The organism is Qipengyuania sp. MTN3-11, from assembly GCF_042851825.1.
GTDB lineage: Bacteria > Pseudomonadota > Alphaproteobacteria > Sphingomonadales > Sphingomonadaceae > Qipengyuania.
The window spans coordinates 104762-121571 of the sequence record NZ_BTGM01000003.1 but is presented as its reverse complement, the minus strand read 5'-3'; the positions used below and the strand labels follow the sequence as shown (position 1 = coordinate 121571).

17 protein-coding genes are annotated in these 16810 nt (G+C 65.4%); 15 read left to right on the top strand and 2 right to left on the bottom strand.

Translation table 11 applies throughout. The features are described from left to right. The first annotated feature begins 30 nt into the window (after nt 1-30). The 5 genes from ACGHN1_RS11455 to ACGHN1_RS11435 all read left to right on the top strand — a co-directional run bounded on the left by ACGHN1_RS11455 (nt 31) and on the right by ACGHN1_RS11435 (nt 4195). Complete coding sequence (locus tag ACGHN1_RS11455; protein ID WP_390551035.1) at nt 31-1074, top strand: type III polyketide synthase; 1044 nt, start codon at nt 31-33, stop codon at nt 1072-1074. 22 nt (nt 1075-1096) lie between these two features. Continuing rightward, nucleotides 1097-1750 carry a methyltransferase domain-containing protein gene (locus tag ACGHN1_RS11450; protein ID WP_390551034.1) on the top strand — a complete coding sequence of 218 codons (654 nt, stop codon included), beginning with the start codon at nt 1097-1099 and terminating at the stop codon, nt 1748-1750. Continuing rightward, nucleotides 1714-2814 (top strand): NAD(P)/FAD-dependent oxidoreductase, encoded by a 1101-nt coding sequence (locus ACGHN1_RS11445; RefSeq protein ID WP_390551246.1) that lies wholly within the window; start codon nt 1714-1716, stop codon nt 2812-2814. The genes ACGHN1_RS11450 and ACGHN1_RS11445 overlap by 37 nt, the downstream gene beginning before the upstream one ends. 98 nt (nt 2815-2912) lie before the next feature. Next, nucleotides 2913-3485, top strand: coding sequence for a hypothetical protein (locus ACGHN1_RS11440; protein ID WP_390551033.1), 573 nt, complete (start codon nt 2913-2915; stop codon nt 3483-3485). Beyond that, nucleotides 3482-4195, top strand: a complete 714-nt coding sequence (locus ACGHN1_RS11435; RefSeq protein ID WP_390551032.1) for a hypothetical protein — start codon at nt 3482-3484, stop codon at nt 4193-4195. Before ACGHN1_RS11440 ends, ACGHN1_RS11435 begins: the two co-directional genes overlap by 4 nt. 10 nt (nt 4196-4205) lie before the next feature. Here the strand turns inward: ACGHN1_RS11435 and ACGHN1_RS11430 are convergent, their stop codons facing one another. Both ACGHN1_RS11430 and ACGHN1_RS11425 read right to left on the bottom strand, forming a co-directional pair. Further along, nucleotides 4206-5285, bottom strand: coding sequence for a branched-chain amino acid aminotransferase (locus tag ACGHN1_RS11430; RefSeq protein WP_390551031.1), 1080 nt, complete (start codon nt 5283-5285; stop codon nt 4206-4208). A 448-nt stretch (nt 5286-5733) separates the two neighbouring features. Further along, a complete protein-coding gene (locus tag ACGHN1_RS11425) occupies nt 5734-6267 on the bottom strand; it encodes a hypothetical protein (protein ID WP_390551030.1) in 534 nt (177 codons plus the stop codon). 34 nt (nt 6268-6301) lie between these two features. Here ACGHN1_RS11425 and ACGHN1_RS11420 point away from each other — a divergent pair, with 34 nt between their 5' ends. The 10 genes from ACGHN1_RS11420 to ACGHN1_RS11375 all read left to right on the top strand — a co-directional run bounded on the left by ACGHN1_RS11420 (nt 6302) and on the right by ACGHN1_RS11375 (nt 16809). After that, nucleotides 6302-7048 carry a TlyA family RNA methyltransferase gene (locus tag ACGHN1_RS11420; protein ID WP_390551029.1) on the top strand — a complete coding sequence of 249 codons (747 nt, stop codon included), beginning with the start codon at nt 6302-6304 and terminating at the stop codon, nt 7046-7048. Between the two features lie 53 nt (nt 7049-7101). Continuing rightward, nucleotides 7102-8634 (top strand): acyl-CoA carboxylase subunit beta, encoded by a 1533-nt coding sequence (locus ACGHN1_RS11415; protein ID WP_390551028.1) that lies wholly within the window; start codon nt 7102-7104, stop codon nt 8632-8634. A gap of 12 nt (nt 8635-8646) precedes the next feature. Then, nucleotides 8647-9108, top strand: coding sequence for a methylmalonyl-CoA epimerase (gene mce / locus ACGHN1_RS11410; protein ID WP_390551027.1), 462 nt, complete (start codon nt 8647-8649; stop codon nt 9106-9108). Between the two features lie 17 nt (nt 9109-9125). Then, entirely contained in the window at nt 9126-9749 is a 624-nt protein-coding gene (locus ACGHN1_RS11405; protein WP_390551026.1) for a glutathione S-transferase family protein, read from the top strand. Continuing rightward, entirely contained in the window at nt 9746-11902 is a 2157-nt protein-coding gene (gene scpA, locus ACGHN1_RS11400) for a methylmalonyl-CoA mutase (RefSeq protein ID WP_390551025.1), read from the top strand. The genes ACGHN1_RS11405 and scpA overlap by 4 nt, the downstream gene beginning before the upstream one ends. Nucleotides 11903-12113: 211 nt before the next feature. Beyond that, entirely contained in the window at nt 12114-13103 is a 990-nt protein-coding gene (bioB, locus tag ACGHN1_RS11395; RefSeq protein WP_390551024.1) for a biotin synthase BioB, read from the top strand. Nucleotides 13104-13167: 64 nt separating this feature from the next. Further along, nucleotides 13168-13575 (top strand): hypothetical protein, encoded by a 408-nt coding sequence (locus ACGHN1_RS11390; RefSeq protein WP_390551023.1) that lies wholly within the window; start codon nt 13168-13170, stop codon nt 13573-13575. Beyond that, a complete protein-coding gene (locus tag ACGHN1_RS11385; protein WP_390551022.1) occupies nt 13572-14372 on the top strand; it encodes a DUF3445 domain-containing protein in 801 nt (266 codons plus the stop codon). The genes ACGHN1_RS11390 and ACGHN1_RS11385 overlap by 4 nt, the downstream gene beginning before the upstream one ends. Continuing rightward, nucleotides 14372-16438, top strand: a complete 2067-nt coding sequence (locus ACGHN1_RS11380) for a biotin carboxylase N-terminal domain-containing protein (RefSeq protein WP_390551021.1) — start codon at nt 14372-14374, stop codon at nt 16436-16438. Before ACGHN1_RS11385 ends, ACGHN1_RS11380 begins: the two co-directional genes overlap by 1 nt. Then, on the top strand, nt 16438-16809 hold the full coding sequence (locus ACGHN1_RS11375) for a tRNA-binding protein (RefSeq protein WP_390551020.1): 372 nt from the start codon (nt 16438-16440) through the stop codon (nt 16807-16809). The genes ACGHN1_RS11380 and ACGHN1_RS11375 overlap by 1 nt, the downstream gene beginning before the upstream one ends. Nucleotide 16810 lies beyond the last annotated feature (1 nt).

Here is a 16810-nt window from a genome sequence, read left to right as displayed (position 1 = left end):
GCGTTGGCGCAGCGAAAGGCTGGCCATTCCATGACCGCACGGATCATCGACATCGCGACCGCCATACCGGATTGCGATTTCGAGCAGGAATATCGCGGCTGGGCGATGCGACAGCTTGGCGGAAAGCGCGAGGCGAAGCTGTTCGAGCGCATGGCGGAGCGCTCGGGCATCGAGCATCGCTGGTCGGTCCTGAGCGAAGAGGACGCCCTGCTCGACAGGGGGGAAGGCTTCTACTCGGCAGAAGCGCCCAGCACCGCCCGGCGGATGGCGATCTATGCCGAAGAGGCACCGCGGTTGGCCCTTAAGGCGATCGCCGGATTGGGCGATCTCGGGGAAATCAGCCATCTCGTCGTCGCCAGCTGCACCGGCTTCGTCGCTCCGGGGATCGATCAGATCATCGCCCGCAAGCTCGGGCTCGGCAGCGATGTTGAGCGGGTGCTGGTCGGCTTCATGGGGTGCTACGCTGCGGTCACGGCGCTCCGGACCGCGCGCCATATCGTGCGATCGGAGCCGGACGCGCGGGTTCTAGTCGTTACAGTTGAGCTCTCTTCGCTGCACCATCAGGATACCGCGCAGATCGAACCGCTGCTCGCCGGGGCGCAATTCGGCGACGGCGCGGCCGCGGCGATCGTGACCAGTGCGGGAGCAGGTCTGGCAATCGAGGACGGGATCTCCGCAGCGCTCGAGGAAAGCGACGAGCTTATCACCTGGCGAATCGGCGACACCGGCTTCCACATGCAATTGTCGGGCGAAGTCCCCGGCCGGATCGCGTCCGCCCTGGCTCGCGAGGATGTGCGCGATGCGGTCATGGGCGGCACCAGGCCCGCCAGCTTCGCGGTCCACGCCGGGGGCCGTTCGATCCTCGATGCGGTCGAGCGCGGGCTCACGCTCGAACCGCGTGCGCTCGATCATTCGCGCCGGGTGCTGCGCGAGTTCGGCAACATGTCATCCTCCACCTTGATGTTCGTACTCGAACGGGTCCTTCGGGACCGGCCGGAAAGCGGGGTCGCGCTGGCCTTCGGCCCCGGCCTGGCGATGGAGGGCTTCCGCTACGGCTGGCGCGATGCTGGCTGAGCGGCGCATCGTAGAGGAGATCATGGACGATCCGGCGCTCGACGCGGGCACTTACCGCGCGGTGCTGCGCGATCTCGCGAAGGTGAACACCGTGACCTTGGCGCGACGGCCGACGATGGCCTTTCTGGAACGAGTAGTGGGCGAACGCACCGAATTCTCTCTGCTCGATGTCGGCTTCGGCGATGGCGACATGCTGCGGGAGATTGCTGCTTGGGCGAAAACACGTGGCAAATCGGCGCGTCTCGTCGGTGTCGATCTAAACCTGCATAGCGCCGCCGTCGCACGCGAAAGCACGCCTGACAGTCTGGGAATCGAGTACCGGACCGGGGACTACCACGATTTGGCCGGCGAAGGCTTCGATTGCGTCATTTCCAGCCTCGTCGCCCACCATATGACACGCGGCGAACTCGTCGCGTTCCTGCGCTTCATGGAAGGCGAGGCCGCGCGCGGATGGTTCGTCAACGACCTCCACCGTCACACCGTCGCCTGGCTCGGTTATCCGCTGCTTGCGCGCCTGTTCGGCTGGCATCCGATCGTCCGCCACGACGGCCGCCTGTCCATCGCGCGGTCCTATCGCCCGCGGGAATGGGCTCCCTTATTGGCAGAGGCGGGGATCGAGGATGCTCGGGTCTTTCGAGCATTCCCCTTCCGCCTCTGCGTGGAGCGACTGCGCTGAGCGACCCGATCGTCCTGGGCGCCGGACCGGCCGGCAGCGCCGCGGCAATTCATCTCGCGCGCGCCGGCGCATCGCCCGTGCTGATCGACCGCGATGCAGAGGTCGGCGATTGCCTGTGCGGTGGTTTCCTCAGCTGGAAGACCTCGGCGCAATTGCGGTCGCTGGGATGCGATCCTGCCGCGTTGAGCGCGCATGCGGTGCGCCGGTTGCGGATGTTCGCCGGCGCGCGGGCCGCGGAGACGGAATTGGTTGCGCCCGCCTTCGGTCTTTCCCGTCACGCGCTCGATACTACGCTGCGGGACATGGCTGTGGCGAGCGGGGCGCGGCTGGAAATCGACCGCGCCCGCAGTATCGCACCCGGCTGCATTAACGCAGAGCGCCGGGAATGGCGCTCCGATGCGATCTTCCTCGCGACCGGCAAGCACGACCTTCGCGGGATCGTCCGTCCGCGCGATGCCGACGACGCCGCACTGGGGCTCCGCGTTCGCCTTCCAGCCGCAAGCGGCGCTGCCGAACGGGTCGGCGATGCCATCGAATTGCACCTGTTTTCCGGCGGATATGCCGGGATCGTGGTTCAGGAGAATGGCAGCACCAACGTCTGCCTCGCCCTGCGCAAATCTCTGCTGAGGGAGGCGGGGGGTGACCCGTGGCAGCTCTTGGAGCGGCTCGCGGAGCGCAATCCCGATTTCGCGCAGCGGCTCGAGGGTGCCGATCGCACGCTGCCCGTCGATACCATCGGCGCGGTTCCCTACGGCTGGATCGCGCGCGACACCGCTCCCGGCCTTTACCGGCTCGGCGATCAGGCGGCGGTCATCCCATCGCTCGCCGGAGAAGGAATGTCGATCGCTCTGGCAAGCGCGGCCGATGCGGCGAGTGCCTGGCGCGAGGGGCGGTCGGCTGCCGATTTTCAGCGGCGCTTTGCCCGTCGTGCGAGAGCACCCGTACACGTGGCGGGGTTCGTCTGGAATTACGCTGAGGGGGAGCGCGCCGGGCAATGGCTCGTTCGCCTGGCCGGACTGTTTCCCGGACTGGCACGGGTGGTGATGAGCCTCAGCCGCATCTGAACCGGTTTGCCTTGCGCGGACGGCCTGTGGTATTTGGCAGCGCCTTGAAGAGAGTGCCGTCGATGCCTGATCGTCTCCGTTCTACCGCAGCCGCGATCATGATCGCGCCCCTTGTCGGCCTCGTCATTTCACCGGTTCCGGCGCAGGCCCAGTTTCGCGGCCTGTTGCCTTCCGTCACCCGCGATGCCGTGACCGATGCCCAATCCAGCGACAGCGGCTGCGCGGAAGGGCAGAAGAAATCGACGGCCGGCAAGGTGCTGGGCGGAATGCTCGGGCGCATGGCGCGGGGTGCTGCGGGCCGCGCGGGCATAACGCGCTGGGTGCCGGTCGACGCCTTCACCGATCAGTTGAGCGAAAGTATCGCCTGTCGTCTCGATCCCGAGGAGCAACAGAAAGCCGCCGAGGCGACTCTGGCGGCGACCGGCAGCGTGGACGATGCGGAGGACGCAGCCCCTATCGAGCCTGCACGCGTCGGATCGAGTGCTTCGTGGCAGTCCGCTACCCGCGAGGACGTGTCCGGCACCTCGACCGTCACCGCACGCGTAGCGAGCGTGGGGGACGCCGATTGCATCACCGTCACCGATGTCGTCATCGTCAGGGGCGAAGAGACGACGGCAGACAAGCGCATGTGCCGCCCGCCGGGCCAGCGGCGCTATTCGATCGTCGCATGATGGCCGGTATCCGGTCGTTCGCGGTCCTGCCATGCGCCGCCTTGCTCGTCTCCGCGGCCCCGGGGATGGACCCGGACAATCCCTCCTGCCCTCTGCGCTTCGACTGGGGGCCGCAAGCCGAGATGACGCTGACTCCCGCCGATCGGGATGGCCGCCGGGTGCTGCTGGCCGAAGGGGTGATCGATCCCTTCCTCCCGGCCCGGCTCGAGGAAGCACTCGAGAAGGACGAGACGATCGAGGAGATCTGGCTGCGATCGAGCGGCGGCGATGCGCGGGCGGGGAACGAGGCGGGCAGGTTGATCCGCTCCTATCCCGGGATGCTGACCCGTATTCCTTCGGGTTGGGCGTGTTTTTCGGCCTGCAATTTCGTCTTCATGGGCGGCGACCGACGCCACGTCGATCCGGGCGGGATCTTCATGGTCCACATGTTCACCCACACCGGGGCCCGCAGCGATATCGACCGCTCGGTGAAAGAGGGGACCGACGAGACGATCGAGCTGATCGGCGAGATCGAGCAATCGAGTGCCCTGCTGGCAAGCGAGGACAATGATTTCCTCATCCGCATGGGGGTCAGCCGTAAGTTGTTGACCGACATCATGTACCGCCAGCTCGCCACCGGCGGCGAAGACGGCGCGGGCGAGCGCTATTGCCTCTCGCAGGCAGAGGCGGTGGAATACAACGTGATGCCGGTGGAAACGCCCGCCGGCTGAAGCCGTCCAGCTATAGCTTCGTCACCCAGCCGTGACGATCCTCGATCGTTCCGTTCTGGATGCCCACCAGCCGCTCGCGCAGCTTGGCGGTCAATTGGCCGGTGCCCCCGGACCCCACCTGGAATTCGCCGTCGGGATCGACGACCGTGCCGATCGGCGTGACCACGGCGGCGGTGCCGCAGGCGAGCGTTTCAACCAGCTTGCCGTCGGTGGCATCGGCGCGCCATCTGTCGATGCTGTACGGTTCCTCTCGCACATCGAGCCCCTCTTCACGCATCAGCGCGATCAGGCTGTCGCGAGTGATGCCTGGCAGGATCGTACCCGTCAGCGGCGGAGTTATCACGGTGCCGTCGTCGTAGACGAAGAACACGTTCATTCCGCCCAGTTCCTCGATCCACTTGCGCTCCACCGCATCGAGGAAGATGACCTGGTCGCATTCGTGATCGGCCCCTTCCATCTGCGGTACCAGGCTGGCGGCATAATTGCCTCCGGTCTTGGCCGCACCCGTGCCCCCCGGGGCGGCGCGGACGTAGTTCCGGCTCACCCAGATCTTGAGCGCCTTGGCGCTGGCCTTGAAATAGCCGCCGACGGGCGAGGCAATGAGCACGAATTTGTACTGTTTGGCAGGCCTCACCCCGAGGAAAGCTTCGGACGCGAACATGAAGGGGCGCAGATACAGCGATCCGCCCTCGATCGCGGGCATCCATTCGGCATCCACTGCCAGCAGCCGACGGATGCCTTCGATGAACACGTCTTCGGGCACATGTGGCATCGCCATGCGATCGGCCGAAGCGTTGAACCGCCGCGCATTCTGTTCGGGACGGAACAGCGCCAGGCTGCCGTCGGGATGGCGGTATGCCTTCATCCCTTCGAAGATCTCCTGCGCGTAGTGAAGGACCGCCGCCGCGGGATCGAGAGCGATCGGCTCGCGCGCCTTCAGCCTGGCGCGGTGCCACCCGCCCCTGTCGGCATCGTAGTCGATTTCGATCATGTGGTCGGTGAAGACCTTACCGAAGCCGGGATCGGCCAGCGCCCGTTCGCGCGTGGCGGAAGGGACGGGGGCGGCGTGTGGGATGTGCTCGAATTCCATGGGCAGCGGTTAATTCGAGTTCGCGCATTTCGCAACTGCGCCCTTCGGCATTTCGTCCTCGCGGGGACAGAATTTTCCGATTCGAGTAAGGCAGAAATGAGAAGGGTGGCTTCGGCCGGAGCCGAAACCACCCTTTTCATGGTCAGCGGCGGAAGCGCCGCTCACGAAGCCTCTAAAGGTACTGGATGTTACCGATAGTGCTCCGCGCGGAAACTTGCCGACCTCTCTGCTGAACCATGAGACATCGGATCACCTCCTTTCGCGCTAGTGAGCTAGAGATCCTTTTCAGGGGATCCCAAGATCGCGTTCGCCGCTGATCTTGATTGCCAATTTGATTCGTTGCGCACACAAAAACAAGGCTTGAAAAAAAGTTTTCCCGCGTCAGAATTGTTAGATGTGGCCCGGCAGATTTGCCGGGCCTTTTTCTTCTCTGCACTGCCGACAATCGTCAGCGACAATCCTCGATCACCCTGGTCACTTCCGCCCAGGCGGGGAGGTAGAGCGGGCTCTGGCCTGCGGTCTCCACCGCGAAGCGTCCGCGGGTCAGCGCCATCGCATCGAGCAGGGGATCGCGCGGGGACAGCGTGGCCACCGCGGCGCCATTCCGGCTTTCGGCGGAGACCGCGCGTTCGCTGGTTTCGGTGCGGATGCCGATGCGGCCGGCACTGCCGCCGGGCCGGATCAGCGCGATCTGTTTCGTCGGCGTGCAGATCATCTGGAAGGCGAGCGTGTCGTTCGTCGAAAAGCTGGCACGGCTTTCGCTCCCGCTCGTGCGGTACGCCCAGTCGCCGGGCGTCTGCGGCGCATCGATCCAATTGTCGTAGGCCGGCAGGGCAATCGATGGGGTCGGGGTCGGCGAGGGGGTCGGCGCCGGGCGCTGCACCGGCTCGGGCACGGGTGTCGAATCCGGCGCGGGAATGCAGGCGGCGATGGTGAACGTGAGGGCGAGGGCGGCCCCGGCGTGCGCGTAGATCGGTTTCATGTCCTGACAATGCGCGTTAGGACATGAGTTTCCAATGAAGAAAACCAAAGAGAAGAATCGCATCGACCAGATCCTCGTCGATCGCGGGCTGGCGGAAAGCCGGACGCGGGCGCAGGCGCTGGTCATGGCGGGGCTGGTCTTCTCGGGCGAGACGAAGCTCGCCAAGCCGGGCCAGCAACTGGCCGGAGACGCGCCGATCGAGGTGCGCGGGCGCGATCACCCCTGGGTAAGCCGCGGCGGGATCAAGCTCGCGCACGCGATCCAGCATTTCGCGCTCGATCCCGCCGGCGCGGTAGCGATGGACATCGGCAGTTCCACCGGCGGCTTCACCGACGTGCTGCTGCAGAAGGGCGCGGCGCATGTCTTTGCCGTCGACAGCGGCACCAACCAGCTCGCCTGGAAGCTGCGGCAGGACGAGCGGGTGACGGTGCTGGAGCAGACCAGCGCCCGCATCCTGACCACCGATCTGATCGATCGACCCTGCAGTTGGGTGGTCTGCGATGCGAGCTTCATCGGCCTTGCCAAGGTTCTCGAACGCCCACTTGATCTGGCTGCGAACAGCTGCCGACTGGTTGCACTCATCAAGCCGCAGTTCGAAGTCGGGCGCGAAGAGGTCGGCAAGAAGGGCGTGGTCTCCGATCCGGCCTTGCACCGCCGTGTCTGTGACGAAGTCGGCGCGTGGGTCGAGGGACGGGGTTTCGCGGTGCAGGGCATCGCGAGGAGCCCGATCACCGGGCCGGAAGGCAATGTCGAATTCCTGATAAGCGCCTATCGCGATTGACCTTGCTCGCAACCGCGCTCTAGGCATCCGGCGAACGATTTCAGGGGAATTGCATGTCCGCCAACATCGCCGAGATGGAACGCCGCCGCGCGGCCGCCGAGATGGGGGGCGGACAGAAGCGCATCGACGCCCAGCACGCCAAGGGCAAGCTCACCGCCCGCGAACGGCTCGACGTGCTGCTCGACGAGGACAGTTTCGAGGAGCTCGACACCTATGTCGAGCACGATTGCATCGATTTCGGCATGGAGGAACAGCGCATCCCGGGCGATGGCGTGGTCACCGGGTCGGGGACGATCAACGGCAGGCTGGTCTTCGTTTTCTCCCAGGATTTCACCGTCTTCGGGGGTTCTCTTTCCAAACGTCATGCGGAAAAGATCTGCAAGGTGATGGACATGGCGTTGAAGGTCGGGGCGCCGGTCATCGGCCTCAACGATTCCGGCGGTGCGCGCATCCAGGAAGGCGTCGCATCGCTCGGCGGCTATGCCGAGGTGTTCCAGCGCAACGTGCTCGCGTCTGGCGTGGTGCCGCAGATCAGCCTGATCATGGGTCCCTGTGCGGGCGGGGCGGTCTATTCCCCCGCGATGACCGACTTCATCTTCATGGTGAAGGATTCGAGCTACATGTTCGTCACCGGGCCGGATGTGGTCAAGACCGTGACCAACGAAGTGGTAACCCAGGAGGAGCTGGGCGGGGCGGTGACCCATACCACCAAGACCAGCGTCGCCGACGTCGCCTTCGAGAACGACATCGAGACCCTGCTGGCGACACGGAATTTCGTCGACTTCCTGCCGCTCTCGAACCGCGAGGAGGTGCCCTGCCGCCCCACCGCCGACGCCTGGGACCGCGAGGAGCCCAGCCTCGACACGCTGATCCCCGACAACGCCAACCAGCCCTACTACATGCACGAGGTCATCAGGAAGGTTCTGGACGAGGGCGATTTCTTCGAGGTCCAGCCCGCCCATGCGGCGAACATCCTGTGCGGTTTCGGCCGGATCGAGGGGCGCACGGTCGGCGTCGTGGCGAACCAGCCGATGGTGCTCGCGGGTGTGCTCGACATCAATTCGTCCAAGAAAGCGGCGCGCTTCGTGCGCTTCTGCGATGCCTTCGACATTCCGATCCTGACCTTCGTCGACGTTCCGGGCTTCCTTCCCGGCACGGCGCAGGAGCACAACGGCATCATCAAGCATGGCGCCAAGCTCCTGTTCGCCTATGCCGAGGCGACCGTGCCCAAGATCACCGTGATCACCCGCAAGGCCTATGGCGGTGCCTATGACGTCATGGCGTCGAAGCATTTGCGCGGCGATCTCAACTACGCCTGGCCTACCGCCGAGATCGCGGTGATGGGCGCCAAGGGCGCGGTCGAGATCATCTTCCGCCAGGACCGCGACGATCCGGAAAAGATCGCCGAGAAGACAAAGGAATACGAAGACCGCTTCGCCAACCCCTTCGTCGCGGCCAGTCGTGGCTACATCGACGAGGTGATCTACCCGCACTCGACCCGGCGGCGGATTGCGCTGGGGCTGCGGAAGCTACGCGGGAAGGTGCTGGAGAATCCGTGGAAGAAGCATGACAATATTCCGCTTTAGGAGCGCGATGAAATGAAACTCGGCCGTCTCAACCATATCGGCGTCGCCACTCCCTCGATTGCGGAAAGCATGGCCTATTACCGCGACGTGATGGGCGCGGCGAAGATCCGCGAGCCGTTCGATCTGGAGGAGCAGGGGGTGAAGGTCTGTTTCGTCGACACGCCCGGCGATCCGACCGAGAGCGGGCCGAGCTTCGGGACGCAGATCGAGCTGATCGAGCCGCTTTCCGATGCTTCGCCCATCGCAGGCTTCCTCGCCAAGAACCCGGCGGGCGGGCAGCATCATTTGTGCTACGAGGTCCAGGATATCGACGAGGCGCGCGCCTGGTTCGAGGGACTGGGCAAGCGCATCCTCGGCCCCACGCGCATCGGCGCGCACGGCACGCCCATCTTCTTCCTCCACCCCAAGGACATGATGGGCCAACTGACCGAGATCATGGAGAGGCCGAAGGGCGGCACGCACTGGTCGAATTGACTTGCGAGGAAATACGGATGCTTTTCTACGACAGCCCCGATCCCGCACCCAATCCGCGACGCGTGCGGATCTTTGCGGCGGAAAAAGGCATCGACCTCCCCAGCAGGGAAGTGTCGATCCCCAAACGCGAGCAGAAGGCGCCCGAATATCTCGCCAAAAACCCGCGCGGGCAGACACCGATCCTCGAGCTCGACGACGGCACGGTTATCGCCGAAAGCGTGGCTATCATGCGCTACCTCGAGGCGGTGCATCCGGATCCACCGATGTTCGGCACCACCCCGCTCGAAATCGCCGAAATCGAGATGTGGAGCCGTCGTGTCGAGATGATCGCGATGCCATCCGTGGGCGCAGTCTGGGTCCACACGCATCCTTTTACCGCGAGGCTTCCCGGCCGCAATGCCGAGTGGGGCGAGGCCAATCGCCCGCGCGTTGCCGATGCTTTCCGCTTTTTCGACCAGTCGTTGGCTAACCGCGACTTCCTCGCCGGATCGACCTTTAGCGTAGCCGACATCCTCCTGCTGACGACAGCAGATTTTGCCGAGTTCGTCGGCTGCGGCATGCCGGAGGAGTGCGAAAATCTGCGCGGCTGGCACGAGCGCGTGTCCGCCCGCCCGAGTGCAAAAGCCCGAGTGCGACCATGACAGACAAGACCCCCACCTATGACGACTGGAAACCCCTCGCCGACAAGGAGGTGAAGGGGCGCGACCTGATCTGGCACACGCCGGAGGGGATCGCGGTGAAGCCGCTCTATACCAGCGAGGACACGGCAGACCTCGACCCCGGCGTTCCCGGCATCGCGCCGTTCACGCGCGGGCCCTACGCCTCGATGTACACCGGCCGCCCGTGGACGATCCGGCAATATGCGGGTTTCTCGACTGCCGAGGAATCGAACGCCTTCTATCGCCGCAACCTCGCCGCTGGGCAGAAGGGGCTGAGCGTCGCCTTCGATCTCGCCACCCATCGCGGATACGATTCCGATCATCCGCGCGTGGTGGGCGATGTCGGCAAGGCGGGCGTCGCGATCGATACCGTGCGCGACATGGAAATCCTGTTCGACCAGATCCCGCTCGACACCATGAGCGTCAGCATGACGATGAACGGCGCGGTGATCCCGGTGCTGGCATTCTACATCGTCGCGGCGGAGCTGCAGGGTGTGTCGCAGGACAAGCTTTCGGGGACCATCCAGAACGACATCCTCAAGGAGTTCATGGTCCGCAACACCTATATCTATCCGCCCGAGCCCAGCATGCGGATCGTTTCGGACATCATCGCATATACGTCCGCCAACATGCCGAAATTCAACAGCATTTCGATCTCGGGCTATCACATGCACGAGGCCGGGGCGACGGCGGTGCAGGAGCTCGCCTTCACCATCGCCGACGGCAAGGAATACGCCAAGCGCGCGATGGAAGCGGGGCTGGATATCGACGCCTTCGCGCCGCGCCTGTCCTTCTTCTGGGGCATCGGAATGAACTTCTTCATGGAGATCGCCAAGATGCGCGCCGGCCGCCAGCTGTGGCACGACGTGATGAGCGAGCTGGGCGCGAAATCCGACAAGTCGAAGATGCTGCGCACCCATTGCCAGACCAGCGGCGTTTCCTTGCAGGAGCAGGACCCCTACAACAACGTCATCCGCACCACGGTGGAAGCGATGGCCGCGGTGCTGGGCGGCACGCAGTCGCTCCACACCAATGCGCTGGACGAGGCGATCGCGCTGCCGACCGATTTCAGCGCCCGGATCGCGCGCAACACGCAGCTGGTGATCCAGGAGGAAACCGGCATCACCAATGTCGCCGATCCGCTGGGCGGCAGCTACTACATCGAGAGCCTCACCGCCGCGCTGGTCGAAAAGGCCACGGCCATGCTCGACGAGGTCGAGGCGGCGGGCGGCATGACCCGCTATGTCGCCAGCGGCAAGCCCAAGGCGCAGATCGAGCGCGCCGCCGCCGCCAAGCAGGCCAGCGTCGATCGCGGCGAGACGGTCATCGTCGGCGTCAACAAATACCGCCGCGACAAGGAAGACGAGATCGACACGCTCGATATCGACAACCACGCCGTGCGCCAGAGCCAGATCGCGCGGCTGGAGAAGGTGCGTGCGGGGCGCGACGAGAAGGCGTGCCAGGCGGCGCTGAAGGCGCTGAGCGACGGCGCGAAGGGCGAAGCGAACGTGCTACAGCTCGCCGTCGAGGCTGCGCGCCACGATGCGACGCTCGGCGAGATCAGCGCGGCCATGGAGGATATCTTCGGGCGCTACGACACGCTGCCGACCCCGGTGCGCGGCGTCTATTCCGAAGCCTATGCCGAGGACGATCGCTACGCGCAGGTGGTCGAAGGCGTGAGGGCGGTCGAGCGCCGCTTGGGCCGTGCGCCGAAGCTGATGGTCGCCAAGATGGGGCAGGATGGCCACGATCGCGGCGCGAATGTGATCGCCAGCGCCTTCGCCGATATGGGCTTCGAGGTCGTCTCCGGCCCGCTGTTCCAGACCCCCGCCGAAACGCGCGACATGGCGATCGAAAAGGGTGTGGACGCCATCGGCGCGAGCAGCCTTGCGGCGGGCCACAAGACGCTGATCCCCGAACTGATCGGCCTGCTGAAAGATGCGGGCCGCCCCGACATCAAGGTGATCGCCGGCGGCGTGATCCCGCAGAAGGATTACGACTTCCTGCGCGATGCAGGCGTGCAGGGCATTTACGGTCCTGGCAGCAACGTGGTCGAATGCGCGGCGGATGTGCTGCGCCTGCTCGGCCACAACATGCCGCCTGCGGGCGAGGATCTGGACGAGGCGGCGGAGTGAAGCCTTGGGGCCGATTGCTCGTCGCGATCTTAGGGTCGCTTGCCTACTGGCTATTGGCCGTAATCGCTCTGTTTGCCATTTTACTGCCGTGCGGAATGGGGCCTGACGCGAATTGCGATATGGCCTCCCCACTGACTTTTTGGCTGGCAGTTATCGGCTTATCGCTCATCTACGTCGCCCTGCTGTTGCGGCTAAGAAATTGGAAGAAAAATTGACCCAAATCCGTACCGACTGGACCCGCGACGAAATCGCGGACCTCTTCGACCTTCCCTTTACAGAGCTGCTGTTCCGCGCAGCCACGGTCCATCGCCAGTACCACCCCCCCGAACAGGTCCAGCTCTGCACGCTGCTCTCGATCAAGACCGGCGGGTGTCCGGAGGATTGCGGCTATTGCTCGCAGTCGGTGAAGGCGGACAGCGGCGTAGAAGCGACCAAGCTCATGGACGTGCGCGCCGTCCTGCAATCCGCCGCGCAGGCGAAGGATGCGGGCAGTCAGCGCTTCTGCATGGGCGCGGCCTGGCGCAACCCCAAGGACCGCGACATGCCCGCGATCGTCGAGATCGTGAAGGGTGTGCGCGCCATGGGGCTGGAGACCTGCATGACGCTGGGCATGCTGACGCCGAAACAGGCGGACATGCTGAAGGATGCGGGCCTCGATTACTACAACCACAATGTCGACACCGGACCGGAATATTACGAGCGCGTGATCTCGACCCGCAACTATCAGGACCGGCTCGACACGCTACAGAACGTGCATGATGCGGGGATCAATGTGTGCAGCGGCGGGATCGTCGGCATGGGCGAGACGCGCGCCGATCGCGTCGGCTTCGTCCACACGCTCGCCACGCTGGAGCGGCATCCCGAAAGCGTGCCGGTCAACGCGCTGGTGCCGGTCAAGGGCACGGTGCTGGGCGACATGCTGGCCGACACGCCGCTGGCCAAGATCGACGACATCGAATTCGTCCGCACCGTGGCGGTGGCGCGGATCACCATGCCGATGAGCATGGTGCGCCTCTCCGCCGGGCGAGAGTCGATGTCCGAGGCGATGCAGGCGCTGTGCTTCATGGCAGGCGCGAACTCGATCTTCACCGGCGACAAGCTGCTCACCGCCGCCAATGCGGGCGACGAAAGCGACGCGGCGCTGCTCGCCAAGCTCGGACTGCGGCGCCTCGAAGGGGAGGAGCCGCTCCGCCGGGCGTAGGAGACCGCTTGCAAGGTCGCCGAGCCTGCGGAATAGTCCCCCTCGCGTCAGTGGGGGACCGGAAGTGAGCAGGATCGGCAAGGACGGCGAGGGCAGGACGCTGACCGAACGCCTCGGCGGCACCACCGACCAGCAGCTCCTCGCCGAATTCACCGGGGCCGATGCAGAAAATCTCAGCTACGATTTCTTCAAGAACATGACTTCGCTGTCGGTGCTTACCCTGGGCGGCATACTGACCCTGTCCGAGGGACTGTTCGCAGAGCGCATCGAGTTCTGGCAGATGATGGTGGCGGCAGGCCTGATCGCCGGCGGCGGTGTCGTGGCGCTGCAATGCCAGGCCGACATCGTGCAGATGGCGCGCGGCAAGAAGGTGTCCGCCGCCTGGCTGCGCTTTGGGCACCGTCTCGCGCCCGGCCTGCTCGGGTGCGGCATCGGTGCCTTCCTGGCGCTGATCGGCGGTGCGCTGACTTGAGCCTCGGCTTCTCCGTCGATGCACTGCTTCCCCGCGCGCGGGGCGGGGGCGTGCTCAAGATGGGGCTCGCCAAGCTGGACGAAGCCGGGTGGCTCCAGCCCGATCCCGACATCGCCGCGCGCGCCGAGGGTTTCGCCGCTTATCCCGAAGGCATTCAGCTCAGCTCTGAAGCCGAGGCACCCGGCGCGGAACTAACCTCTACGCTCGGGCTCGACGGCGGCCTCGCCGAGGCGGCCGCCGCGCATCACGAGGACATGTGCTTGCTGACGCTGCGCCCGGGCGAGGGGCAGTACCGCCTCGTCGGCGCGGCGGTTGCCTGGCCTTCCGACTGGGCGCCCGCCGACAAGATCGGCCTGCCGCTGCGCGCATTGCATGCGCCGATCCTGGGCTACGAGGAACAGCTCGCCAGCGGGGTCGACAATTTCATGGCGAAACTCAAACCGGGCGCGATCTACGGCCGTTGCAACTGGTTCATCGCCGCGACCGATGCCCGGCGCTGGGTGGCCGAGCCTCCAGAAGCGGCCTTCGCCCACGTCACCGCGCAGAATGCCGGCGAGACACTGTTCGTCCGCTCCGAGCGCCAGACCCTGCGCCGCCTGCCGGAGACCGGCGCGATCCTGTTCACCATCGGCGTATACGTCTCGCCACTGGGCGAATTGTCGACCGCCAATACCGCCATGCTAGCGAAAGCGATCGGCACGCTGGTGGAGGGCGAGGGCGACCGGCGCGGCGCGGGGGCTTACGCCGACGCGCTAATCGGCTATGCGAACCGCCACAGCGAACCCCAAGAGGCCTGATGTTCACCAAAATCCTCATCGCCAATCGCGGCGAAATCGCCTGCCGCGTGATCACCACTGCCAGGCGCATGGGCATCGCCACGGTTGCGGTCTATTCCGATGCCGATGCGCGGGCGCCCTTCGTGAAGATGGCGGACGAGGCGATACATATCGGCCCGGCGCCTGCGGCGGAAAGCTATCTCGTCGCCGACAAGATCATCGCCGCCTGCAAGCAGACCGGGGCCGAGGCGGTGCATCCCGGCTACGGCTTCCTGTCGGAGCGGGCGAGCTTCGTCGAGGCGCTGGAGGCGGCCGGTATCGCCTTCATCGGCCCGCCGGCCGGCGCGATCGCGGCGATGGGCGACAAGATCGAGAGCAAGAAGCTGGCGATGGAGGCGGGCGTCAACGTGGTCCCCGGCCATGTCGGCGAGATCGACGACACCGAACACGCGGTGACGATCGCAAACGACATCGGCTATCCGGTGATGATGAAGGCCAGCGCCGGCGGCGGCGGCAAGGGCATGCGGCTCGCCTGGAGCGAGAAGGACGTGCGCGAAGGCTTCGAGGCGACCAAGCGCGAAGGCCTCAACTCCTTCGGCGACGACCGCGTCTTCATCGAGAAATTCATCGAGAACCCGCGCCATATCGAGATCCAGATCCTCGGCGACAAGCACGGCAACATCCTCTACCTCAACGAGCGCGAATGCTCGATCCAGCGCCGCCATCAGAAGGTGGTGGAGGAAGCGCCATCGCCCTTCGTCACGCCCAAGATGCGCAAGGCCATGGGCGAGCAATGCGTCGCGCTGGCCCGCGCGGTCGATTATCATTCCGCCGGCACGGTCGAACTGATCGTCAGCGGCGCGGACGAGACCGGGGAGAGCTTCTACTTCCTCGAGATGAACACCCGGCTCCAGGTCGAACATCCGGTGACGGAAGCGATTACCGGGGTCGACCTGGTCGAGCAGATGATCCGCGTCGCCGCGGGCGAGAAGCTCGCGATGACGCAGGAAGATGTGAAGATCGACGGCTGGGCGATAGAGAACCGCGTCTATGCCGAAGACCCCTACCGCGGCTTCCTGCCCAGTATCGGGCGGCTGGTCGAATACGAACCGCCGGTCGAACCTTGGACCGACGATGGCAGCGAGAACGGCCGCCGCGGCGTCGGCGGCATCCGGGTCGACGATGGCGTCTTCGAGGGCGGCGAGGTCTCTATCCACTACGACCCGATGATCGCCAAGCTGGTCACCTGGGGCGAGACCCGCGACGAGGCGGCGGATTTGCAGGTGCAGGCGCTCGACGCCTTCCGGCTCGAAGGTGTCGGCCACAATGTCGATTTCCTCAGCGCGATCATGCAGCATCCGCGCTTCCGCTCGGGCGAGCTCACCACCGGCTTCATCGCCGAGGAATATCCCGAAGGCTTCGAAGGCGCGCCCGCCTCGGACGATCTCACCCACGTACTCGCGGCGGTGGGCGGGGTGATCGCCACTGCCGATGCCGACCGCGCGCGGCGGATCGACCAGAAGCTCCACGAGGAATTCTACGCGCCGGGCGACTGGACCGTCCGCATCGGCGAGCGCGAGGAGAGCTCGACCACCCATCAGGTCCGGCTGGAAGAAGAGCAGGTCACCGTCGATGGCGAACCGGTAACGCTGGCAATGGAATACACCCCGGGCGAGCGCTTCGTGGAGGTCGAGCAGTTCGCACAAGGGGCGGAGGACGATGCCGAGCCGGTCGCAACCTACGGCCTGAAGCTTGCCCCCACCCGCACCGGCTATGCCGTCACCACCCGTGGCGCGACCCATACGCTGCGCATTCTCCAGACCCGTATCGCCGATCTCGCCGGTCACATGATCGAGAAGGAACCGCCCGATCTCTCGAAGCTTCTCATCTGCCCGATGCCCGGCCTGCTGGTGAAACTGCACGTGGCCGAGGGCGATGCGGTCCAGCCCGGCCAGCCGCTCGCCACGGTCGAAGCGATGAAGATGGAGAACATCCTGCGCGCCGAAAAGGAAGCGACGGTGAGCAAGATCAACGCCGGCGAGGGCGACAGCCTTGCCGTCGACGAGGTGATCCTGGAGCTGGAGTGATGCATCTCCACCACGCTCCCGACGCACCGGCCGCGGAAGAGATCGGCTTCGACGATTTTCTCGCGGTTGACATCCGCATCGGCACGATCGTTTCGGCCGAGGATTTTCCCGAGGCGCGCAAGCCCAGCTATCGCCTGCGGATCGATTTCGGCGCCGGGATCGGCGAGAAGAAGAGCTGCGCCCAGATCGCCGCGAACTATACGCCGGCGCAGCTTGTCGGCCGGCAAGTCGCGGCGGTGGTGAACTTCCCGCCGCGCCAGATCGGCCCGGCGATGTCGGAGGTTCTCACGCTGGGCTTTGCTGACGAAAACGGCGAGGTGGTGCTGTTCGCACCCGACCGCAAGGTGCCGAACGGTTCGCGGCTGTTCTGAG

Coding starts and splice junctions, on each gene's coding strand:
- ACGHN1_RS11455 (WP_390551035.1), top strand. CDS start 31: ATGACCGCACGGATCATCGACATCGCGACCGCCATACCGGATTGCGAT.
- ACGHN1_RS11450 (WP_390551034.1), top strand. CDS start 1,097: ATGGACGATCCGGCGCTCGACGCGGGCACTTACCGCGCGGTGCTGCGC.
- ACGHN1_RS11440 (WP_390551033.1), top strand. CDS start 2,913: ATGATCGCGCCCCTTGTCGGCCTCGTCATTTCACCGGTTCCGGCGCAG.
- ACGHN1_RS11435 (WP_390551032.1), top strand. CDS start 3,482: ATGATGGCCGGTATCCGGTCGTTCGCGGTCCTGCCATGCGCCGCCTTG.
- ACGHN1_RS11430 (WP_390551031.1), bottom strand. CDS start 5,285: ATGGAATTCGAGCACATCCCACACGCCGCCCCCGTCCCTTCCGCCACG.
- ACGHN1_RS11425 (WP_390551030.1), bottom strand. CDS start 6,267: ATGAAACCGATCTACGCGCACGCCGGGGCCGCCCTCGCCCTCACGTTC.
- ACGHN1_RS11420 (WP_390551029.1), top strand. CDS start 6,302: ATGAAGAAAACCAAAGAGAAGAATCGCATCGACCAGATCCTCGTCGAT.
- ACGHN1_RS11415 (WP_390551028.1), top strand. CDS start 7,102: ATGTCCGCCAACATCGCCGAGATGGAACGCCGCCGCGCGGCCGCCGAG.
- mce (WP_390551027.1), top strand. CDS start 8,647: ATGAAACTCGGCCGTCTCAACCATATCGGCGTCGCCACTCCCTCGATT.
- ACGHN1_RS11405 (WP_390551026.1), top strand. CDS start 9,126: ATGCTTTTCTACGACAGCCCCGATCCCGCACCCAATCCGCGACGCGTG.
- scpA (WP_390551025.1), top strand. CDS start 9,746: ATGACAGACAAGACCCCCACCTATGACGACTGGAAACCCCTCGCCGAC.
- ACGHN1_RS11380 (WP_390551021.1), top strand. CDS start 14,372: ATGTTCACCAAAATCCTCATCGCCAATCGCGGCGAAATCGCCTGCCGC.
- ACGHN1_RS11375 (WP_390551020.1), top strand. CDS start 16,438: ATGCATCTCCACCACGCTCCCGACGCACCGGCCGCGGAAGAGATCGGC.